The organism is Paenibacillus sp. 79R4 (assembly GCF_013393165.1).
In the GTDB taxonomy this organism is placed as follows: domain Bacteria; phylum Bacillota; class Bacilli; order Paenibacillales; family Paenibacillaceae; genus Fontibacillus.
Genome location: NZ_QJOT01000001.1, coordinates 419,366 through 443,646, shown reverse-complemented (window position 1 = coordinate 443,646; position 24,281 = coordinate 419,366). Strand labels below are relative to the sequence as shown.

The following is a 24,281-nucleotide window of genomic DNA, read 5'->3' as shown; positions in this document are numbered from 1 at the left end:
AAAAATCTGACTTTTTGAACTCGCACTTATATTGTAGTAACGGACCCGGAGGCGGATAAATAGATAAGAATAGAGATTCATATACACTTATTGACTTTGCTGCTGAATCTCCGATCCCAGCATTCTGAATTCCTGCGGGGTCATGCCACTTTGTCGTTTAAAGAAGCGTATGAAGGCCAGCGCAGAGTTGTAGCCTAACGCGGAAGCTACCTCACCTACTTTTTTAGAAGAGTTCAAGAGCATGGACTTCGCTTCCAGCGTACGATAATCGTTGATATACTTCGATAATCCCTCTCCGGTAATTTGCTTATATAGCCTTGATAAATAGGAAGGATTCAGACCAACATAATCGGCGAGCGCATTTAGTGAAGTGTCCGCGGAAATATTCCTCTCAATATAATGGTGAACCTTGGAGACTACCTCGGCAGGAATATCCTCTTCCCTGGAGGCGATCCATTCAAAGATATACTCGGCCAGCTGCCAGAAATAATGATCAAGCTCCTCCCAGGACCCTTGATGCTGCGGATGAAATAGCTGATCCAGGTCAAGCAAGGTGTTCAAATGATCGCGAACCTCCGGATGCTTGCTGAGGTAAAACAAGTAAATCGCGGAAAGAGAATGGTACAGTTCGATTTTTCGCTCATAGGCTCCGGTATCTTCCTTCCATATGGAGACGAGCTCGAGGTAAAGCTCGCTGAATTGCTCCTGATGGTTATTCTCCAGACAGGTCATCAGAAGCTGTACACGGGTATGATAGAAGGAGTCATGGCTTTGTATCTGAGTTCTCACCTCATCGTTGTCAGCTGTCACAGCAAATGCGGTCGATTCAAGATCTCTTATTCCCTCCCGCTGGGTGGCAAAATCGTATTTAAGCGTATGGAAGCACGGCGATAGTTCATTCCATGAAGTACTTCTGTTGCCAAGGACAAAAGTGGCCGATAAGCCTAATACCCGCTCACAGCTCTGCTGAATCACAGGGATGAGCTGCTTCACCTCGCGATGCGCTCTCATCCAATCCATGGAAGGCTCGGCGCCCCCGCTTATGTCTGCTCTGACCGGCTGAATCAGCCAGACGATTCTGTTCTGATCATAGCAGCAGGAGTAGCTGCGCACATGAGATGATAGATATTCATCGCTAATATTTTTGAATGCATAGATGTAGAGGGCTCTATCCTGCGCAGACAAGCCTTGCTTCCATTCCTCGATCCGGCCCAGCATCATGTACACCGGCAGCTCGGCCTCCAGCGGAATGCGTACCTCCTCAAGCCTATGGCCAAGCTGCTGCGCACTTAGCTGCTTGCCCTTCAGCAGTTCAAGCACAGCCTCTTTTTGCAGCGAAGGCATCGCCATCCTCATATTGGCCTGGGCCTTAGCCACCATCGCCTTCTCCTTCGTCTCCTCCTCCAGCTTGGCAATTGCTCGTTCTACTGAATGAATGATTTTATCATCGCTCTCGATCTTGAGGATATATTCAAATCCACCGTAAGTGATGGCGCTCCTGGCATATTGAAAGTCGTTATATGCCGATAGAAATATCACTTTGCAGGACGGCCAATGGCTTCTGATCTCCTGTAGCAGCTCAATCCCTTCAAGGCCGGGCATCTTGATATCCGAGATCACGATATCTATAGAATGCGCTTTCAAAACTTCCAGGGCCTCCTCCCCGGAATAGGCTTTGTACAGCTCAAGCTCCAGATGCTGTGTCTGCTCGAACAATTCGAGCAGGCCATCAACAATAATAGGAAGATCATCGACGATTAACAAGCGATACATGCTGTTTCCCCCTCTAGCTCATTCTTAATTGAATCGTCACCTTCAAGCCTCCAAGATCGGAACGTGAGACCGTGATTCCATACTCCTCACCGTATCGCAGCTGCAATCGGCGATGAACATTAATCAGACCGGTCGTCTCTTCAAAGGTATAGTGAGGCCGTGCCAAGCGGTCATTAAGCTGCTGAATATTTAATTCGCTTATGCTATCACCATTATCCTCAATGCAGAGAATGAATGTCTCCTCCCGCGTCTCTCCGTACACGCGAAGCATGCCATGGCTTCTCATATTTCCTAGTGCATGCACATAGGCATTCTCAATAATGGGCTGTAAAATAAGACGCGGTACCATCATATCAGGGACGCGATCATCAAATTCCACTCCAATCCGGTCGCCATAGCATATACGCTGCATTTCAACATATGTCCGTGAATGATCCATCTCCATACTGAGCGGGATTTCATCCTCGGTATTACGGGTAATAAATTGAAAATACTGACCGATATAAAGGCAGAATTGATAAGCCTTCTCTTTTTGATGATCCGATTTGATCAAACGGCATAATACAAAAAAGCAATTGTACAGAAAATGCGGGTTAATCTGCGACTGCAGCCGCTTCAGCTCTGACCGTTGATTTCGGATTTGCTGCTCATAATTTTCCTCGATTAATGTTTTTAAAGAACTGACCGTGTTGTTAAAGGCATGATATAAATATCCAAATTCATCCTCGCCCCGATCGACCGCTATATACTCCAGCTTATTCTGCTGCACGCGTCGGAACGAATAGATAAGCCGCATTAAAGGGCGATAGATTAATCTCCGTAACGAATAGGAGAAGAACAGAACGATACCGACAGCGAGAACAGCGGCGCACCAGAACCATACCTGATACTTGCGAATCGGGCCTAATATCGCCGATTCCGGTACACTCGATACTAAATACGAATTCCAAAGCTCGGAATAACGGTAGATCGTTAAATAACGTTTCCCTTCAAACTTGATCGTCTCATATCCTTCCTTCGCTTGCTGCTCTTGCTTGTCAACCGCCAGCTGCTTCATCACATCCAGAAGTCCCGTATTGCTCCCGCTTACTAATGACCACTCCTGATCCATGCGCAGCATCGCCGTCTGCCCTTCCCGCGAATTGGTAATCTGCGACAGCTTCTCGATAATTTTTCTAGTGGACAGCTCAATACTGATGGCGAAGAGAGGATCTCTAACTGTACTCCCGGGATACTGCATGCTGATGAACAAGCGATTCTGCCAATAGATGAACGGCTGATCATACATATTGGTGCTTTGGCGCATCGCTTGATACTCCTGCTCCTCAACCTTCGTCTCATAGTTGGAGCTTAATATCGTTCGCTCGATCAGAGGCACATATGCTCTGGACTCCTGAATGAACGGGCTTGAGTCCTTCATCAGATGCAGGCGCTTCTGGATCTCCAGCACTTTGGCAGACCGCTCGTAGGCGCTCATCACATCGCCTGTAGAGGCCAGCTCCATCAGATCCGTATCCATCACATAATTCGGCAAATAGCGGTATATCCGGTCTACTTCCTGATCGAGAGAATCGAGGTAGAAATGGGTGGTGTTCATCATCGACTCGGAAATTTCCTTGCGGATGCTGGCAGCTCCCTGCTGGTTAATGATCCATGTGATCAGCATTAACGGCAGCAAGGCAGCCAAAAAGGCCGCCATAATCTTCTTAAATATGGAAAAGTCACGGAAATGCAGAAGTTTTCTCATAGCTAGCTCTCCTGTATAGATGAATCAGCCTATTCCCCCATGTTCAAAAATTCAGTCGGTTCTCAACACCGGGAAGGTTAGAACTATTCTTTAACTATTCCTTAACACTCCCCATTACGATCCCCTTAATAAAGAAACGCTGCATAAACGGATAAATAATCAGAATCGGAAATGCAGCTACAAAGATCTGGGCGGCCCTACTGGTCCGGTCCGACAACTTCAGCATCAATTCAGCATTCTCTGCCTTAATAAAGCGGAAATCCATATTAATTATAACCGTTTGCAGGAAGGTTTGGAGCGGATAATTCTCAGGATGGTTCATATAGAGCATTCCGTCGAACCAGCTGTTCCAATGGCCTACAATCGTAAATAGTCCGGTAGTCGCAAGCGCCGGCAGGGACAAAGGGGCATATATTTTCCACAATGTCTTGAAATGACCCGCCCCGTCAATACGCGAGGATTCCTCCAGCTCCTTCGGCAGATTCCGATAGAAGTTCAGCAGCAGGATAATATTGAATACCTGCACCGCTCCCGGCAGCACCAGCGCCCAGATCGAATCGATCAAGCCCAGTGATTTGACGGTTAGATACATCGGAATCAATCCGCCATTGAAGAGAATCGTGAATACGAATATCCAGGCGTACCCGGTGCGAAAACGAAAATGATGCGTGTCTTTGGACAAGGGATAGGCGGTTATGATCGTTAAGAGCATACTGAAGGCCGTTCCCAAGATCACTCTTTGAATCGATACGGCAAAAGCGCGCAAATACTCCGGTTTGCCAAACACATTCTCGTAAGCGGCAGTCGTAAATTCAACCGGCCACAAGACAACCTTACCGGCAGACGCAGCCGCTCCGGAGCTTAATGACATCGAAAGAATATGGATGATCGGCATTAGGCACAACAAGGAGACCAATCCTAGAAAACAATAATTGCCGACTAGAAACACCCTTCTGCCCCATGATTTATTGTGTGTCATGATGCTGCTCCCTTCCAAGCATTCGCTAATGAACTAGAAAATTCGATAGTTGGCAACTCGATAAGCCAAAATATATGACAATGACATGAAGATAAAGGATACTACGGACTTCAGTAATCCTACCGCAGTGGCAAAGCCAAACTGCGCTTGCTGAATCCCCATGCGATATACGAATGTATCGATAATGTCTGCACTTTCATACACTTGAGGACTGTACAGATTAAAGATCTGATCGAAGCCTGCATTTAGAACATTACCGATATTCAGGGTCATCATCAGTACGATAATCGGCATCATTCCGGGTAGAGTTACATACAGGGTCTGTTTGAAGCGGCCTGCGCCGTCGATCTCTGCCGCCTCGTAGAGGGAAGGATTAATACCTGTCAGCGCAGCCAAGTAGACGATGGTCCCGAACCCGAATTCCTTCCATACATCCGAGATGACCATGACGTAAGGGAACCAGGCGTTATCCCCTAAGAAGAAGATCGGTTTGGCTCCAAGCAGTCCGAGCACCTGGTTAACAATCCCGGAGGAAGGCGACAGCACGTCGATCAAAATACCGCTGAGCAGTACCCAGGATAAGAAGTGCGGCAGGTAGACCAGGGTCTGGAACGTCCTTTTTACCCATTCTCTTGCAATCTCATTGAGCAGAATCGCCATCGTGATCGGAACAACCAGGCCAGCTACAATCTTCATAAATGCAATAAATATCGTATTGAAGAAGATGCGGCCGATATCCGGGTATTCAAGCAGCAGCTGAAAGTTGGACCAGCCGATAAAAGGGGATCCGAACAAACCGCGATTCGGGATATATTTCTGGAAAGCCATCATAATTCCGGCCATTGGTATGTAGCTGAATACAATCAGCATCGCCAGTCCAGGGATCAGCATCATATGAAGCGGCCATTCTTTTCTCCAGGTCCGCGTTATAGTCTTCACTAGTATCACCTCGTTGGAATAGAAAGAGGGATTGAGTGACCCAACCCCTCTATACTGAAAGTCCTTTATTTATGATCGGCGTACCATTCGTTTACTTCTTTGGTCATTTCATCTCCGCCCAGCTTCTTCCACTCGGCAACAAATTTGTCAAACTCATCGATCGAGACCTGATTCATAATAATTTTAAAGAACACTTCGTCCCTTTTCTTCTTCAGGATTTCCTCCCGATCCGCCATGGTAGGCGTTGGGGCACCGTAGAACTTATTTTGCAAGTAATGCTTCTCTTCCTGAACCTTCGGAATAATTGAAGAAGCGCCGTTAGGGCCGGAGATCAAATATTCCCACCACAAGCTGGTATCTCCATCCAGATATTGCATAGCTCTTGCATAACGAGTCCGCTGGTCCTTCGTCTCCAGAATACTCTCATCCTTGTTGGCAATCGCCTTCGGCAGGATGACACCGTTGTTGTCAGTCTGGTTGCCTACGCGAACCGGATTAAGCAGCCAGTAGTTGTTGCCCTTCTCCTTGAGATCCTTACCGTATTCATATACCTTTTGTTCGTCTGTTGGATGGTTATCAACTACAATCCACTGGTTAAGCAGCTTGATGAAGCCTTCCGGATGCTTGGATTGCTTCGCTACGACATAATACTCGTCTGCGCCCAGGCCAATCTGGCTCAGAGCTGGGTTGCTATCTGCTGAAGGAATAGGATATACACCCCACTCCTGAACAACCTTATTATCTTTGACCGCCCCTTTCACCAGCTGCGCCGGTGTCCAGGAAGCCCCGTATACGAGGCCGATTTGACCGTTATAGATTAACTCCGCTTCCTTCTCTACATCTTTAACAGCGAATTCCGGATCAATCAGACCTTTCTTGAACATTTCCTGCAATGCTGCAAGAGCATTTTTCATTTCAGGCTGAATATCGCTATTTACCAGATTGCCGTTCCCATCTTCGATCCACATGTTCTCATAGGCATGGTAACCGTTCAGGAATGCTCTAAGTCCTGTCACGCCAGTATCTACATTAAAAGGATCTTTACTAATGGCGAGACCATACGACTTGCCATTTTCAGTTCTTTTCGCAAATGCTTCCGCAATCGTCTTCAGATCATCCATCGTCTTCGGTTCAGGAAGATTCATCTCTTTCAACCAGTCGGTACGCACGTACAGGAACTGAAGATAATAAGGATTGGACGATCTCGGAATTCCCATCAGCTTGCCGTCGAACATAGCAGATTTCATCTGCATGCCGCCATCCTTCTGGAAGAATTCCTTCGTCTCATCCGTTGCATACTGCTCATATACATCCGTCAAATCCATAATCATGTCTGCTTCTGTCAGCTCTTTCAATTGAGTTGCGCTGACTGGCATGAAGTCTGGCAGATCATTGGAAGCGATGGTCATCTTCACTTTCTCTTTGAATTGGCTTCCATCAGCTATCCATTTATTTACGATCTTTACGCCGATATCTTTCTCATACGCATCATAGATTGAGTTGTTATCGAACGTCTCGCCTTCATCAAACTTCAAATATTGATCGCTTTGCATTACGGTTGATACTTCGATCACTGCATTCGGATCCTCTTGCGCTGCTGAAGTTTCCGGCTTCTGCGGCTGCTCGGCCTTCTCCTCAGCCTTGCCGCACGCCGCAAGCACCAGGCTAAATACTAATGTCAAGACTAGAAGCATCTTTGCCTTTCTGTTCATATTACCCCTCCATATGACTTTTTGAGTTCACTACCGCTTTCTTAATTCAAGTATAGAAATGTAAACGCATGCATTCTATATACTTGTGTTGACATTGATATACAGATCTTGACCCCTGCTTGGTACGTCATATTTGGCGTTCTTTGCCTGACTTCGGTATACACGCTAACCCGGCTGCCTAGTCGTCGTATACACGAAACGCGGGTCATTTTTTTGAAGCGCTGCCCATTAAAGTAACGGAGGGGACCCGCTTCGGATGTAGAAGTACAGCGCTTAGCGATGAATGTAATGGAATTAGCCAATGTTATTTGACATTTGGCTCAGTTTCCGGTTGGCTAATGCGCCTGACCTGGGGGCTCAGCTATCGGTTAGCCAATTCGCCTATCCTTGGGGGCTCTAGCCTCTGTTAGACGCTTCGTCCCAACCTTACGTCTCCAGCTTTCGGTAGCCATTACGCCCAACCTGGGGGCTCTAGCTTTCGTCAGCCAATTCGCCTACCTTGGTGCTCCTAATACAGAAGGCCGGAGCATCAGCGACCTATGTAACGGAAATAGGAGCCCTTATATTGACCATAATCGGCCCTTCTTAAATCTAACGGAACTGTAGGTCGCTATTTCCGCCAAATATGGGGTGACGCCCCCTTTTTTCACAGAATAAGGTCCCTCAGTTCCGTTAGATTCCAAATCAGCCTCATTTTACTCAAATAACGGATCCAGTTTCCGTTAGACGATCCGCCTGTGATTTGGGCTCAGTTTCCGGTTGGCTAATGCGCCTGACCTGGGGGCTCAGCTATCGGTTAGCTATTGCGCCTACCCTTCGGGACTCTAGCTTCCGGTACCATGCGCCCCCCTTCGGGGACTCTAGCCTCTGTTAGCCATCACACCAAACCGTGGGTCTCCAGCTTTCAGTAGCCATTACGTCCAACCTTGGTCTCTAGCCTTCGTTAGCCATTACGCCCAACCTGGGGGGCTCTAGCTTTCGTCAGCCAATTCGCCTACCTTGGTGCTCCTAATACAGAAGGCCGGAGCATCAGCGACCTATGTAACGGAAATAGGAGCCCTTATATCAACCATAATCGCCCCTTCTTAAATCTAACGGAACTGTAGGTCGCTATTTCCGCCAAATATGGGGTGACGCCCCCTTTTTTCACAGAATAAGGTCCCTCAGTTCCGTTAGATTCCAAATCAGCCTCATTTTACTCAAATAACGGATCCAGTTTCCGTTAGACGATTCGCCTGAAATTTGGGATCAGCTTCCAGTTAGCTATTGGGCCTACCTTTGGGACTCTAACCTCCGTTAGCCATTACGCCCAACTTGGGACTCTGGCCCCCGGTGCCATGCGCCCCCCTTCGGGATTTAGCTTCCGGTTAGCTAATCGCCTACTCTTAACTCTTAGGCTCTAACTTCCGTTAACCTCAGGGATCAAGCATCCGTTAGCCAATGCGCCTACCCTTCGGTCTCTAGTCTTCGTTGACCAATTCACCTGCCTTACGACCCTGGCTTCGGTTAGTCAACACGCCCACTCTTGAGACTCTAGTCTTCCTTGGCAATGGTCCGGCAATTTTGTGCCGTCATACTCCCTATGTTACTTCGTTCTCGAAGTGGCGCTCAGGGATCCCCGAATCTCACCAGAGTGGCACACTGTAAGATTTTAACGCTTGCCGAGAATCATTTGTTACAACACATGGATTCCCTTCCATAAGCAAAAAAAAGGCTGCCCTGCGCCGTTCAGTAACGACAAGGACAGCTATATATAAAGGGTGTGGACACATAGTTAAAAAATCACAATTGCAGCAATTCGGGGGCAGGGGAGATTTGGACAACCTTGCCTCCGGCCCGGATGGACTCTGTCGCAGCACAGCCCACGGCGACGCTCATTCTTCCCGCGATCGGTGTGGCTACCGGTTGCTTGCCATCAAGAATCATATCGATGAAGTCCTTGCAAATATTCGGATCTGCGCCACCATGGGAGCCTTCGGCTTCCTTGATATGATAGACGCGATCGGAGAGCTCCCTGTCATTGTTCGAACGTCTCGTCTTCACATACACCTTATTCTCAGGTTCGCTATTCTCCATCCGGCCTTCTGTGCCAATGAATACATAATTGCGCTGATAATCCGGCGTAAAATGGCATTGGAGGTACGAGGCTTTAATGCCGCCTTCAAGCTCCATGATGACCATATTGTTGTCCTCGACGTTCACCTCTTCGCGGAAAGCGCATTGAATAAGCCGTCCCGGACTTGCTTCCGTGCAAGTCTCACGCTCACTGCAGGTTGGGCAAGTCAGATCATTAGGCTTATCTCCGCCATAAAAATCCAGGCTGCCGAACGCGCTAACCTTCGTGGCATATCGGCCAGTGATCCAGTGAATCACATCCAGATCATGCGATCCCTTCTGCAGCAGCAGCCCGGTCGTATTCTTGGAATTTGCATGCCAGTCATGATAATAATAATAGCCTCCAAGTCCGACGAAGTGACGCACCCATACGGACTTGATCTCCCCGATCACACCTGAATCAACGATCTCCTTCATCGTGCGGTACATATTCATATAACGCATGTTGAAGCCGACCATCAGCTGCTTGCCGGATTCCTTCCATGCTCTCAATATATTGTCACAGCCATCCACTGTGATCGCAAGCGGCTTCTCACAAAACACATGCTTGCCCGCCTTCAAGGCTGCTATCGCATGCTCCTCGTGACAATAATCCGGCGACATGACAGCAATGGCATCGATATCCTCACGGGCAATAAGCTCGCGATAATCGGTCGTTACGAATGCATCCGGATTAACATCCTCTTTGAATTCCTCCAGTTTCTTGGGATCGACGTCAGCCGCACCAACAACCACTGAACGCCCCTCCGGATTATGCCAATACTTTGCAATCATGCCTCTTCCTCTTGCTCCAATGATCCCTAACCTGACTTGCTCCATACGTACGCTGCCTCCCCTATGCAATAATAAAATGTAAGTTTGCTGGCAGAGATGTCGTCCCGCAAATCAGTACAATTCGCTATGACCTCAGCGCAATAAGCGATGATGCAGCATTAATAAAACTAATGCAAATTCTGTGCAAAAAGTGCGCAAATAACGAATGGGTTAACGATATGAGTCGTCCTTCTCTGCTAATGTAGCATACGCCACGGGAAAAGTAACATCTCCAGATATATTGCATAATTACGAATAAAAATAATAATTGAACAGCATTACCTCGCCATCCATCATAACGCTTACATCATACATCCGTCGATTTAATGAGTCAATACATTTGCGCAAATTTATTATTATTAACTATAATTTGGGGCAAATATACTCACAAAAAAAGAACCTGAATTTCGACAAAACCACGTCGATCTTCACGGTCCTCTTAATTCATGGGATGAACGGATTGCCGCTTTTTAAGCTGAACAGGAACTTGCATCCGAAATGGAAATGGATAGGCCTCATCCATGCTGTCCACCATAATTTTGGCTGCTGCATAGCCCATTTCGTATTTTGGAACATGCACTGTCGTTAATGGCGGTGCAGTATACCTGGAAAATTCAATATCGTCTATCCCAACAAAAGACATGTCCAAAGGCAGGCTCATTCCTGCTTCGACGGCTGCCCTCATCGCTCCAATAGCCAGCATATCGCTGGCGCTGAACATCGCTGTCGGCCGTTCGGCCAGCTCAAGCAGCTCCTTCATCCTCTGATAGCTCTCATCTGCATCCCAATTTGTGTTAATTACCCACTCGTCCCGGCATTCCAAACCGTGCTCCTCAAGCGTTTTGCGATAGCCAGCATACCGCTTCTCCCGATCCAGGCTGCCCGATAAACCGATCCCGCCGATGAACCCGATTCTTGTATGGCCACGCTCGATCAAATGTCTGACTGCCATTTGGGCCGCCGCGACCCGATCATAAGTGACAACCGGAATATCCGGGTCATTTACATCGATGCCTACGAGCAGCGGAACCCGTCCTTTAAGCCGCTTATAGAGATCCTTGCTTAACCCCTCGATGCAAATAATGCCCTGCAGATTCGTCACTTCCAGCATGGATTCCACTACGGCTTCATTATGCAGTTCGGCTTGCGTATGCAAAAAGGCCATAGATAAGCCTCTTTCCAGCAGTTTCGCTTCGATCCCCTGAATAATCGGGGAAAAATACGGATGATTGTATTTGTTATCCTGCAGCGCTAATATGCATCCGATAGCGGGTCTGTTCAATGAGGCATCCTTGCCCTGCTTCGTCTTGGCAGACTTTGCCCTGCGGGTTGAGCTATAGTTCATTTCCTTAGCAGCCTTCCATATCTTCTGCTTCGTCTCTTCACTAATCCTTCTGCTATCATTTTGATTAATGACCCGCGACACAGTCGAGATGGAGACACCTACCCGTTCTGCAATTTCCTTCAGTGTAGTCATGTGCCCCTCCGATCCTATTTCCAGGCTTGTACGCTCATCGTCGTTGGTAACTCCCATTATAACGAGCAATATAATTTAGTAAAATAGGCAGTTCGAAAATGGGGAGCTGAATCTCTCTTGTGCAAAGGTTTGAACAATGCTATAATCCAGTCGAACAAATCATTTTTTGTTACATAAGCGACCCTTGTAGAGGGCGTACAATTGGAAGGCACTGTTATCGCAAGATACATCCTCGGCCCTAATTTTTTTGGCTCTGGAGTATCTTTTTTTGTTTTTTTCACAACCTATCATAACAGAATCAGGAGGATTACTTATGTTGCTTGAAGCCGTTTATCATCGTCCTAAGCTCAACTGGTCCTACGCTTATGATCAAGAGACGATTCATCTCCGCCTTCGTGCCAAGAAGGGGGATCTATTGCAGGCGTTCGCTTTTGCCGGCGATAAATATATGTGGGATGAGAGCAAGGAACTGGTTCCTATGCGGAAGCTGATTAGCGATGAAATGTTTGACTATTGGGAGTGTGCGATCAAACCCACCTATCGCAGACTAAAATATGGATTCCTGCTTAAAAGCGCGGATCTTGAAATGTGGATGACAGAGGATAATTTCTCCCCTGAACGACCCGAGAATCCGGATCGGCTATTCGAATATCCCTTCCTTAATCCAGCGGATATATTCACTGTTCCGAAATGGGTTAAGGATGCTATATTTTATCAGATCTTTCCGGAACGCTTCGCCAATGGCAACCGGGACAATGACCCGGAAGATGTGCTCCCTTGGGGCGGAAAGCCGGAGCGCCACAATTTCTTTGGCGGCGATTTGCAAGGGGTTATCGATCATCTGGATCACCTGAGCGAGCTCGGCATTAATGCCATCTATTTTACACCGGTATTTGAAGCCACAACCAACCATAAGTACGATACGACCGACTATATGAAGATCGATCCGCATTTCGGCGATGTGGATACGATGAAAAAGCTGGTCAAGGCTTGCCATGAGCGGGAAATCCGGGTAGTGCTCGATGCGGTATTCAATCATTCCGGACAAGCTTTTGCCCCATTCCTTGATGTGCTGGAAAAAGGCGAAAAGTCCCGCTACAAGGACTGGTTCCATATTCATCAATTCCCGCTGGATAAGGCTCGCGGCCTGCCGACCTACGACACCTTTGCGTTCGAGCCGATTATGCCTAAGCTCAACACCAGCAACCCGGAGACGAAGCAATATTTGCTGAATGTTGCTGAATTCTGGATCAAGGAAGTGGGCATTGACGGCTGGAGGCTTGATGTAGCTAATGAAGTAGACCACCAGTTCTGGCGCGAATTCCGCAAAGTGGTTAAGAAGGCTAATCCGGAAGCGTATATTCTCGGTGAGATTTGGCATGAATCTTCCCCTTGGCTACAAGGCGACCAGTTCGATGCCGTAATGAACTATCCGTTCACCAATGCGGTAATTGATTTTGTCATCCGGCAAAAGATGGACGCTCAAAGCTTCGCCAATGTCATTGGTCAGCAAATTTCCCGTTATCCGCAACAAGCGAGCGAGGTGGCCTTCAATCTGTTGGATAGCCATGACACTCCGCGCTTGTTGACCCTGTGCGATGATAACAAGGATCGGATGAAGCTGGCGGCATTTTTCCAATTTACTTATATGGGCACGCCTTGTATTTACTATGGAGATGAAGTCGGCCTGGACGGCGGACCGGATCCGGATTGCCGCAAATGTATGGAATGGCGCCCTGAGCATCAGGATCAGGACCTGTTCGACTTCTATCGCAAGCTGATCGCCCTGCGCAAGGAGTTGGCTCCGCTGCGCACCGGTACAATCCGCTTCCTCGAAGCCGAGAAGGGCGGCTCAAAGCTCGCCTATGAGCGTAAGCTTGGCGGAGATTTAGCCGTTGTATTGCTTAACAATTACGACGCCGGCCAGACCTTTGAGATCGATTCGGCAGATAAGCTATGGTTGGACAAGATCAGCGGCAAGGGTTATACAGCAGCTGACGGCAAGCTGACGGTAAGGCTGCCGGCTTATGGATGCGCCATTTTAACATCGGAACGATAATCAGGCACTCACGCCCTCTCCCCTATTAACAGCCAAAAGGAGGGGGCTTTATTTTAAGGAGAAAATTCTCTTGAGGCATTAAACATTTATGAGCGATGTTTGAAATGGCAAGCAATGAATATTGCGCAAACGATACCACCAATCCTATTTACATTCCATTCCATATCGATTAATATTACTGTGTAAAGCAAACGGTTCCACAAAGGAGAGTATTTCAATGGCCGTTACGATTAAGGACGTCGCCAAAAAAGCAGGAGTATCGCCCTCCACCGTGTCCCGGGTGCTATCCAATCATCCCAGAATAAGCGCAGAAACCTCAAGAAGAGTAAAAGAAATTATGGAAGAGCTCGGCTATCATCCGAATATTATGGCTAAGAGCCTCGTATCCCGGACGACCAACAGCATCTGTATTATGCTGCCGAAATCTGCCGAGGAGCTGTTCTCCAATTTCTTCTTCATGGAGTTGATCCGTGGTATCGTTACCCAAGCTAACCGTCAAGGTTTTGATGTGCTGCTGAGTTCCGGAGCCAATGAGAAAGATGAGGTTGAAGGGGTAGCCAGGCTTTTGAACGGGCACCGGGTAGATGGGGTGATCTTGCTCTATTCAAGAACTGATGATCCTGTTGTCGATTTTCTATACCAAAATAACCATAAATTCGTCCTGATAGGGCGCAGCGAGCAATACGCCGACATATTATCGGTTGATACAGATAATGTACAAGCCTCCTACGATGCTACGAAGCATTTGATCTCGCTTGGACATGAGCGGATCGGATTTGTCAGCGGTCCTCCTGAGCTTGTCGTATCCAAGGATCGTTTGCAGGGCTACCTGCAGGCATTAAGCGATGCCGGGCTGGAATCGAAGCCGGAGTGGATTGTCGAAGGCGAATTTTTACAGGAGAGCGGATATCGGGCCATCTCTTTCTTCATGAATCTTCCCGACCGCCCTACCGCGATCGTCCTGGTCGACGACGTCATTTCCTTTGGCGTGTTGCGGGGATTGCATGAGCTTAACTACAAGGTTCCTAACGATTTGTGCTTGGTAAGCTTCAACAATATTCCGCTGGCGGAGATGTCTACACCCCCGCTGAGCAGTGTCGATATCGGAATTTATAATATGGGATATACCGCTTCCCAGATGCTGATTCAAGCGATTCAGCACAAAGACAACGATCCAATAAGTCCAGCAAGATATGTTATTCCACATCGCCTGGTCGTTCGTGAGTCTTCTATATTCTCCGCTAAGGCTTGATGTCCGGATTGACCTCACCCTATAAAAATAATGGAAGCATTCGGCTTCTTTTATTTTTTGATATTTATTCAAACGTTTGCGCAAATTTGTAATTCGCTGTTTACACGGTTTTTACCTTTTACTTTTTACCTTTTACTTTTTACCTTTTACTTTTTACCTTTTACTTTTTACCTTTTACTTTTTACCTTTTACTTTTTACCTTTTACTTTTTACTTTTTACTTTTTACTTTTTACTTTTCGCTTTACACTTTTCTCTTTTCACCAATTGCTATTCAACTATTTACTACCCGCTACCCATTATTCACTATTCATTGCAGGAGGAGATAAGATGAATCACATTCAAGCCTGTCTGTTCGACCTGGACGGCGTTCTCGTCGACACCGCCAAATATCACTATTTAGCCTGGAAGCGGCTGGCCAATGAGCTGGGCTTCGATTTTACGGAGCAGGACAACGAACGATTAAAAGGTGTGAGCCGCATGGCCTCGCTTGACATTTTGCTAAGTATTGGGAAGCTCACATTGGAGGATGCTAAGAAGCAGGAGCTGGCCGCACGCAAGAACGATTGGTATGTTGAATCGATATCCCGGATGGATCATACGGAAATCCTCCCAGGAGCGATGGAGTATCTGCAAGCCTGTCGGGAGAACGGACTTAAGACCGCTTTGGGTTCAGCCAGTAAAAATGCAATGATCATCCTGAACAATACAGGGCTGACCCCTTATTTCGATGCCATCATCGATGGCACACGCACCTCAAATGCGAAACCTGATCCTGAAGTGTTCTTGCTGGGAGCTCAGGAGCTTGGCATATCCCCAGATAACTGCGTCGTTTTCGAAGACGCCGAAGCCGGGATTGAAGCAGCGCGCCGCGCTGGCATGAATTGCATTGGCATCGGATCACCAGCGACGCTTAATCAGGCTGACTTCGTGATCGCTTCCCTTGCCGAGATGACCGTGGAGCGTTTGGATCAGCTAGAACAAGCTGTAGGAACCCAGGAGTAGGAGCATGGGCGAGCTTAAGCGCTACTTGATATCATGCATAGCTTTGTTCACCACTCATTAAACATATAAATGACTGTTATGAAAAGGAGAAGATCACCGTGAAGCAATATTTAAAATTAGATGAATGGTCCATTATCGAAGAGTCCTTCGATCCGCAAAACCACGAAATATCCGAGAGTATCTTCAGCATCGGTAACGGATATATGGGACAACGTGCCAATTTCGAAGAACAATACAGCGGCGCAAGCCTGCAGGGTAGTTACATGGCAGGTGTGTATTATCCGGACAAAACCCGCGTGGGCTGGTGGAAGAACGGGTACCCGGAGTATTTTGCCAAAGTATTGAACAGTACGAACTGGATCGGAATCCATGTCATGATCAATGGCGTTGAGCTGGATCTGGCGGAGTGCGAGGTCAAGGAATTCGTACGTGAACTGAACATGAAGGAAGGTTATCTGTCCCGCCGTTTTACAGCTGTACTGAAGGACGGCAAAGAAGTAGCGGTAGAAGCGGTTCGCTTTGTCAGTGTCAAACGCCATGAGATCGGGGCGATTCGCTATACGGTAACACCGCTCAATTTTAACGGAACAATTACGCTAGAACCTTATCTTGACGGGGATGTGCAAAATAAGGACTCCAACTATGAGGAGAAATTCTGGCTGGAGGTTGAGAGAGCTGCCGAGCCTGAGCTTTATTATCTGACGGTGAAGACGAAAAAGCTGGACTTCCATGTGACCTCGGTGATGTCTTTTGACATTTTCAAGAATGGTTCCAGGTTGGATATCCAGGCCGCCGTTAGCGAGAAGGATAAATATGTGGCCGGTGAAGTCAGCGTTGAGGCGCATGCCAATGAGCCGATTACCTTATTCAAGTATGTAGCTAATGTGACCTCTCGTGATCATGGGCTTGGCGATTTGGTTGCGGCCGGCAAAGACCTGCTCACGGCAGCCAAACAAGCCGGTTTCGATACCCTGCTCAGCGAACAGGCTGACGGATGGGCGGATAAATGGAGAGACAGCGATATTATTATCGAAGGCGATGTCTCGGCGCAGCAGGCGATCCGCTTTAATATTTTCCAGTTGAATCAGACCTATAGCGGTGAAGATGACCGTCTCAACATCGGCCCGAAAGGCTTCACTGGTGAAAAGTACGGCGGAAGTACTTATTGGGATACAGAAGCATACTGCATTCCTTTCTATCTAAGTACCGCGGATTCCCATATCGCCCGCAATCTCTTGATCTATCGCTACAAGCATCTGGAGAAGGCCAAAGAGAATGCGAAGAAGCTTGGCTTCACCAAAGGCGCCCTCTACCCGATGGTCACGATGAACGGCGAGGAGTGCCATAACGAATGGGAGATTACTTTTGAGGAAATTCACCGGAATGGGGCGATTGCCTATGCGATCTATAACTATGTGAATTACACCGGAGACTTTACCTATCTGGGCCAATACGGGCTTGAAGTGCTGGCTGAAATATCCCGCTTCTGGGAGCAGCGCGTGAACTTCTCCAAGGCCAAGAACAAATATGTCATGCTCGGCGTTACCGGACCAAACGAATACGAGAACAACGTCAACAACAACTGGTATACAAATCGGATTGCCGTCTGGACGCTCGAATATACGCTGGAGGTCCTTGAATACCTGAAGGCGAATGAGCCGGACAGATATCAGGCTCTGATCGCCAAGCTTGATTTGCAGGAAGAAGAGACGAAGCAATGGCAGCATATCATCGACAATATGTACTATCCTTACGATGAAGAACGTCGTGTATTCCTGCAGCAAGACGGCTTCCTGGATAAAGAGCTGATCGCTGTGAAGGACCTTCCGGCCGGAAATCTGCCGATCAACCAGAACTGGTCCTGGGACCGTATTTTGCGCTCCTGCTTCATTAAGCAGGCGGACGTGCTGCAGGGCTTGTATTTCCTTGGCGACCGTTATGATCTCGATACGAAAAAACGCAACTTCGATTTCTACGAGCCGATGACGGTGCATGAGTCCTCCCTGTCCCCTTGCGTGCATTCTATTATCGCCTGCGAGCTCGGCTACCAGGAAAAGGCCTACGAGATGTATCTGCGCACGGCCAGACTTGATCTGGACAACTATAATAATGATACCGAAGACGGCTGTCATACGACCAGCATGGCAGGCACCTGGATGTCCATTGTCCAAGGCTTCGGCGGGCTACGTGTCGTTGATGGTGAATTGATGCTGCGTCCTTTTGTACCTTCCCATTGGGATAATTTCTCGTTCAAAGTGATGTTCCGTAATTCACGCTTGAAGGTGAACGTAACCGGAGACAGCATTCATGTCGTTAATGAGACTGATGTTCCTGCGGCAATCTGCGTGTATGACACTAGCTACACCGTAGACGGACATGGCGAAATCAAGCATCAGAACGCTTCGGCCAACTTATAAAGATAAACTTAAAGGGTCATTCCTGAATCTTGCCTTCAGGAATGACCCTTTTTTACTCATCATACCTATTCAAAAACCGACCTCTGTATACGCAAGCGCCCGGCCTTGAATGACCGCGAGCGCTGTTCTCATCAAAGGTGGACTTCTGTACAATCTCTAGTACTAATCATGGACGGCAAGTACAACCATACCTGCTCCATGAACTTGAATCCGCCGCTGCTTCAAGGAAATGACAAGCTCATTGCCGAAATGCACTTCCCAATCCCCAAGCTCTGGAAGCTCAAGTGTAGTCGGTTCTGGATTCGCATTGTACAGAACATATAAATGACGATCCGGATCACCGCCAGCATGATTGCGCAAGGTATACGCGATGGCATGCTCCGGCGCTTGTTCGAAATGGAGATGCCTTCTGATCTCGCGTGCCGTTCTCAAGCGGAAGGCCGGGTGCGACTGACGCAGCTTAATCAGGCTGCACATATACAGGACATCGCTCTGGCGTTCAGCACAGCGCTGCCAATCCATCCGATTGATCTCAATCGGGGATTTGTAGCTGTTCTCTACCCCTTGCTTCGTACGCATGAACTCCTGGCCAGCGTGGATAAACGGAATGCCTTGGCTCGTTAAGACTATCGCCGAAGCGAGCCGGTGCATGCTGCGACGCTCCTCATCCGTATATCCATCCGTAGACAGCACTAGCTTATCCCATAATGTATGGTTATCATGGCATTCTACATAATTGACTGTCTGATCCGGCTCAATAGCATACTGCAAAATTGCACCTTCGTACTTGATTCCGCCGACAATCCCCCGCTTCACCTTCTCCTCAAAGCCGCGACCCAGACTAACAAATCCCTCCAGGCCATATACAAAAATATCGCCCTTCACCGCATCCCGAAAACCATCATTAAACTGGCCAATCCGCGGGAGAAGCGCGGCATGGCTCTGATTGGCACGCTGAGCCTCCGGCAGTACCGTATCCATCCCCCAGCCTTCTCCGATCATCATAATCGAAGGATCGATTTCATCGAGGCGACGCCTGATCTCATTCATCGTAGCGATATCCATTAGCCCCATCAGATCAAAGCGGAAGCCGTCCATATGATACTCCTGCGCCCAATATACGACCGAATCGACGATGAACTTAGACATCATTTTTCGTTCCGAAGCGCATTCATTTCCACAGAAGCTGCCGTTAGAAAAAGTCCCATCCTCTTTATAACGCAAATAATAACCGGGAACGAGCTTGCTGAAGTTGACCAAGTATCCGTCATAAACGTGATTGTACACAACATCCATAATGACCCGGATTTCGCGATCATGCAGCGCCTGAATCATCTGCTTCAGCTCTCTGATTCTGAGATCCGGGGAATAAGGGTCTGTAGCATAAGAGCCTTCCGGGACATTATAATTTTTCGGATCATACCCCCAATTATATTGCGGAAGCTCCGGCTTCGTCTCATCTACGCTCTCCGTTGCGTAATCATATACCGGCAGCAACTGCACATGGGTTACACCCAGTCCAGAAATATAATCAAGCCCTGTGGGTATTCCATCCGGTCCCGTCGTCCCCCTCTCCGCCAAACCAAGGTACTTTCCGGGATAGCTGCTTCCGCTCTGCGGGTGAATCGATAAGTCCTTAACATGAAGCTCATAGATCACCGCATCAACCGGCGCCGCCAACGGAGGCCTATCTTCCGTCCAGCGCCGCGGCTGCGTACTGCCCGGATCGAGCACTACCCCGCGATCTCCATTGACGCCAACCGCTTTGGCATAGGGATCCACCGCTTCATTCCACTGACTGCCGACCTGCACGCCGTACGTATAATACCAATGATTGCAATTCCCATTCACCGTAAGGACCCAGGTCCCACGAACGTCACGAACCATTGGCTTGCGCTCGATAAGCGCTCCATCCCAGCTATCATAGATCATCACGCTTGCCTCAGAGGCAGTGGGGGCCCACAATCTGAACGTCGTCTGCTCCGGTGTGTAGGTAACCCCAAGATCATCGCCATCATAGTAGAATATCTCGTCAAATTTAGGATCAAACACAGAAATCCCATTCGTTACAGCTAGATCCCCATAATCCGCAACTATGTCCATTTCCTTCTGTACCGACACTGGCTTCACTCCTATCTCATGAAAGTGTGAAAGTGCGAGAAAATCGAGAAAGGTATATCAGATGCCAATGTATCATATGGCAACAAATCCCTAAAACGTTCCGCCACCTTCACGGCCTGTCCGGCAAGGAATCGGCTGCACCTCATAGTTACCTGACAGGTTGTCCAAAAGACTGTATATCATGCATTCTAGCATCGTTTCACGCTTTGAGCAATCGTTTGCACAAATATGTTGTTAAACCGCCGCATCCCCATCGGCTTTGCCTTGCTTCCGTTGCTAATCACCAGTGTAGTTAGCATGTTCAGCTATGCAAATTTATATAAGTCTTTAAGCGGAAGATCAAGCAGGGCCAACAATTTGACAAGATGGACATCCCTGGCGACCGCTCCACGGAGCTTTGCTGAGATCAACCTTTCATCGCCTGAATTCAGTTTATTGTTTTTCAGTATGCAAAAAGGACCCCCTTCACCTGCTTCCCAGTGAATGACGGTCCTTAAAAAGTTGGATTGTCACTTCGGCCAGACTAGTTCAGCTTCTCCATCATATTACGGGCGATCCAAACCCCGGCAGCCCCGGCCTGCGCCAGGCCACGGGTAATTCCAGCCCCATCCCCGCCGCAGAACAAGCCGCTGATCTCCGTCTCCAGCCCCTCCGAGAGCTTCGGACGCGCGGAATAGAATTTCGCTTCAACTCCGTAGAACAACGTATGCTCTGAAGCGATCCCCGGCGTTACTTTATCCAGTGCCTCAACCATTTCGATCAAGCTCTTCATCGTATTATATGGCAGGACAAGCCCCAGATCGCCGGCCACTGCCTCTTTCAATGTCGGCTCCAGGAAGCCTTCCGCGATCCTTCCGGCCGTCGATCTTCTTCCGCGCAGAATATCGCCATATTTCTGAACGATTACTCCCCCGTTGGACAGGTCATTTGCTCTCTTGCAAATCTCGCGCGCATATTCATTCGGTTTGTCAAACGGATCGGTGAACTTATGGGAGACCAGCAAGGCGAAATTGGTGTTCGCCGAGCCCAATGCCGGATCTTTATATGAATGGCCGTTTGCCGCCATCACTCCCGTATGATTCTCGACCACCACATGCCCGGAAGGGTTGCTGCAGAAGGTACGAACTCGGGTCCCTACCGAGGTGTTAAAAATAAACTTTCCTTCATAGAGGTGTTCATTAATTTCCCGCATGACAATGTCTGAGGTCTCCACACGCACCCCGACATCCACTTGATTATTTGTCATTTTTAATCTGCGCTTCTTCAATATTTCCGACAACCACACCGAGCCGTCCCGCCCCGGGGCGATCATCACCTGCTCTGCCTCGTACACCTCGCCGTCCTTCAAAACAATGCCCTGTACCTGATGTTGCCCGTCCTGTTTGACAGTAACTATATCCTCAACTTCCCCTTTGAATAGCATATCGATCCGGGATTGCAAATATTCATAAATGGACTTCAATATTTCCAGATTCTGCTCTGTCCCCAAATGGCGCACCTGGGCGCGAAGCAGCTTCAATCCGGCAGCATACCCGCGCCGTTCAATGCTGCGGATAGCATCAGTTGTCGGATCCGTGATCGTCGTGGTCGCCCCGTGATCCAGATTGATCTGATCCACATATTTAATCAGCTCAAGCACTTTGGACTGGGGTAAATAATCGTTTAACCATCCGCCAAATTCGGTCGTAATATTGAACTTGCCGTCACTATAAGCCCCTGCTCCACCAAACCCGGCGGTAATCGAACACGCAGGCAAGCAGCCAGCATATTGCTTACGTCCAGCTGCTGGCGGACATAGCGTAATCTTCTCCTCAAGAATCGGACAGCGGCGGCGATAAATGTCATGCCCCTTGTCTACCAGCAGCACCTTCCAATGCGGTGCCTTTCTTGTAAGCTCATAGCAGGCAAAAATACCGGCTGGTCCTGCCCCAACGACGATCACATCATATTTACTCATATATGTCCCTCCTGAAGTCGGAAAAATAGCAAAAAATCCTGTGTCTATGAATAGGTATACGAAACATACCTATCGTAGCCAGGATTTTACGGTTCCTTGTAGAGACCCTCAAACCATATTATTGAGGATATACGAAATCATGTGCCAAGCATTCGGATTTTCATCAACAACTACAGCTTACCAAATCACGCGAATAAGTCAATAAGAAATTTGTCATAACATTCGTATTTTGACACATAATCTATATTTAAATCTGCATAATCGCTTTTTTACAAACCAAAACACGAACATTAATCAATGGCCAATCCATAATCTATCATGTTAATTCGCAAAATATTGAACGATATTATATAATATTATTGATATTCATTTTTATCATTTTATAAATAAAAGGAGTAGATGTAGAGAATGGACAGTGACAGGCTATTGGGTTTAAATTTGGTTATGGTGGCGATTCTGATCGCATTAACGGCGTTCTTCGTTGCGGTGGAATTCGCGATCGTCCGTGTAAGAGAGAGTAGAGTAGATCAGATGATTCTGGAAGGGAATAAGAAGGCACTTGGTGTCAAACAGATCATAACTCATCTGGACGACTATCTATCTGCTTGTCAGCTTGGAATTACGATCACAGCTCTCGGACTCGGTTGGCTAGGGGAACCCACGGTGGAAAGAATTTTGCACCCTCTATTCCACAGCCTCCAAATACCTGATGCAATTAGCAAGGTGCTTTCATTCATCATCGCATTTGTTGTCGTCACTTATTTGCATGTTGTCGTCGGGGAGCTTGCCCCTAAGACAATCGCAATCCGCAAGGCGGAGACCGTAGCTATGCTAACGGCTAAACCGCTTATCTGGTTCAATAAGATCATGCGCCCTTTTATCTGGACCTTGAACGGATCAGCGAATCAGCTCGTTAAATTGGTTGGCATTAAACCAGCCTCGGAGCATGAAGAAGCCCACTCTGAGGAAGAATTGCAGATTATTATTAACGAGAGTTTCGAGAGCGGCAAGATCAATCAAAGCGAATACGGCTATGTAAACCGAATATTTGCTTTCGATAATTTATTAGCCAAAGAAATAATGGTGCCACGTACCGATATGGTGTGTTTATATACAGAGAAAACCCGCCGGGAGAATCTGGACATTATCAAGGAACAGCAATATACGCGTTTTCCGGTCGTACGAGAGAATAAGGATAACATTATCGGATTTATTAATACGAAGCAATTCTTCCTTGCCTCCGAGGATAACCCTGATCTGGACATCGCCTCGATTCTGCAGCCTGCTATGGCTGTATCGGAAGTAACTCCGGTGAATGAATTGCTGCAGAGAATGCAGCGCGAGGGTACCCATATGGCGATTTTGATCGATGAATACGGGGGAACCGCCGGACTCGTAACGATCGAGGACATCCTCGAAGAGATCGTCGGCGAAATTCGCGACGAATTCGATAAGGAAGAAGAACAACCGCTCGTAATGGTCAATGAGAACCATGTTATCGTCGATGGCAAGGTGACAATTAATCATATTAATGATCTATTCATGGCCGATATTAGCACCGAGGACGTCGATACGATTGGCGGCTGGTTGTTCGGAACGAATCCCGAGATGAAGGTTGGCGAGACCCTTGAGCATGAAGAACTGACCTTCAAGCTGCTTGAGAAAGAGCCAAACCGCTTCCGTAAACTGGAGATCATTAGGCTGGTTCCCGAGCAATCGGGAGTCTGACCGGGTATACTAAGAAATTCATTATCTATTTGGGCCGGCCCCCTGTCTCATAAGCAGGGGGCCGGCCTTTTGGTTATGGCCCCGCCAAACCTGAAGCGGGGCATATCCCCCAAAGACTCTAGCCCCTCTTCCCTCGGGCTATGTGCAATACTGTTTATAATTACCATCATTTGGAACCACAACTATCCC

The 24,281-nt window shown here is 47.9% G+C and carries 14 protein-coding genes and 1 riboswitch; of the genes, 5 read left to right on the top strand and 9 right to left on the bottom strand.

The genetic code is table 11. The annotated features are described in order from the left end of the window. Positions 1-87 precede the first annotated feature (87 nt). The 7 genes from DMN77_RS01755 to DMN77_RS01725 all read right to left on the bottom strand — a co-directional run bounded on the left by DMN77_RS01755 (position 88) and on the right by DMN77_RS01725 (position 11,555). A complete protein-coding gene (locus DMN77_RS01755) occupies positions 88-1,773 on the bottom strand; it encodes a response regulator (protein WP_179013251.1) in 1,686 nt (561 codons plus the stop codon). A 13-nt stretch (positions 1,774-1,786) separates the two neighbouring features. After that, a complete protein-coding gene (locus DMN77_RS01750) occupies positions 1,787-3,520 on the bottom strand; it encodes a sensor histidine kinase (protein WP_179013249.1) in 1,734 nt (577 codons plus the stop codon). 94 nt (positions 3,521-3,614) lie between these two features. After that, the gene (locus DMN77_RS01745; protein ID WP_068779449.1) at positions 3,615-4,499 is read right to left on the bottom strand and encodes a carbohydrate ABC transporter permease; all 885 of its coding nucleotides are present in this window, start codon (positions 4,497-4,499) and stop codon (positions 3,615-3,617) included. A 33-nt stretch (positions 4,500-4,532) separates the two neighbouring features. Then, positions 4,533-5,393, bottom strand: coding sequence for an ABC transporter permease (locus DMN77_RS01740; RefSeq protein ID WP_068779488.1), 861 nt, complete (start codon positions 5,391-5,393; stop codon positions 4,533-4,535). A gap of 110 nt (positions 5,394-5,503) precedes the next feature. Then, positions 5,504-7,150: an extracellular solute-binding protein gene (locus DMN77_RS01735; RefSeq protein ID WP_179013248.1), complete on the bottom strand. Its 1,647-nt coding sequence runs from the start codon at positions 7,148-7,150 to the stop codon at positions 5,504-5,506. A gap of 1,782 nt (positions 7,151-8,932) precedes the next feature. Beyond that, the gene (locus DMN77_RS01730) at positions 8,933-10,084 is read right to left on the bottom strand and encodes a Gfo/Idh/MocA family protein (RefSeq protein WP_179013246.1); all 1,152 of its coding nucleotides are present in this window, start codon (positions 10,082-10,084) and stop codon (positions 8,933-8,935) included. 433 nt (positions 10,085-10,517) lie between these two features. After that, positions 10,518-11,555: a LacI family DNA-binding transcriptional regulator gene (locus DMN77_RS01725; protein WP_068779446.1), complete on the bottom strand. Its 1,038-nt coding sequence runs from the start codon at positions 11,553-11,555 to the stop codon at positions 10,518-10,520. Positions 11,556-11,868: 313 nt separating this feature from the next. Here DMN77_RS01725 and DMN77_RS01720 point away from each other — a divergent pair, with 313 nt between their 5' ends. From DMN77_RS01720 to DMN77_RS01705, 4 genes are all read left to right on the top strand, one after another. Further along, positions 11,869-13,614 (top strand): alpha-glycosidase, encoded by a 1,746-nt coding sequence (locus tag DMN77_RS01720; RefSeq protein ID WP_179013245.1) that lies wholly within the window; start codon positions 11,869-11,871, stop codon positions 13,612-13,614. Positions 13,615-13,831: 217 nt separating this feature from the next. Continuing rightward, positions 13,832-14,866, top strand: coding sequence for a LacI family DNA-binding transcriptional regulator (locus DMN77_RS01715; RefSeq protein WP_179013243.1), 1,035 nt, complete (start codon positions 13,832-13,834; stop codon positions 14,864-14,866). A 328-nt stretch (positions 14,867-15,194) separates the two neighbouring features. Then, positions 15,195-15,869, top strand: coding sequence for a beta-phosphoglucomutase (gene pgmB, locus DMN77_RS01710; RefSeq protein ID WP_068779443.1), 675 nt, complete (start codon positions 15,195-15,197; stop codon positions 15,867-15,869). 98 nt (positions 15,870-15,967) lie between these two features. Further along, a complete protein-coding gene (locus DMN77_RS01705; RefSeq protein ID WP_179013241.1) occupies positions 15,968-18,286 on the top strand; it encodes a glycoside hydrolase family 65 protein in 2,319 nt (772 codons plus the stop codon). 162 nt (positions 18,287-18,448) lie between these two features. On the opposite strand, the gene pulA is transcribed toward DMN77_RS01705, so the two are convergent. Both pulA and DMN77_RS01695 read right to left on the bottom strand, forming a co-directional pair. After that, positions 18,449-20,407: a type I pullulanase gene (gene pulA / locus DMN77_RS01700; RefSeq protein ID WP_179013240.1), complete on the bottom strand. Its 1,959-nt coding sequence runs from the start codon at positions 20,405-20,407 to the stop codon at positions 18,449-18,451. A 523-nt stretch (positions 20,408-20,930) separates the two neighbouring features. Next, positions 20,931-22,364, bottom strand: a complete 1,434-nt coding sequence (locus DMN77_RS01695; protein ID WP_179013238.1) for an NAD(P)/FAD-dependent oxidoreductase — start codon at positions 22,362-22,364, stop codon at positions 20,931-20,933. Positions 22,365-22,419: 55 nt separating this feature from the next. Next, a riboswitch (purine riboswitch) is annotated at positions 22,420-22,519 on the bottom strand. Between the two features lie 253 nt (positions 22,520-22,772). On the opposite strand from DMN77_RS01695, the gene DMN77_RS01690 reads away from it, so the two are divergent. Next, a complete protein-coding gene (locus DMN77_RS01690; protein ID WP_068779439.1) occupies positions 22,773-24,092 on the top strand; it encodes a hemolysin family protein in 1,320 nt (439 codons plus the stop codon). Positions 24,093-24,281 lie beyond the last annotated feature (189 nt).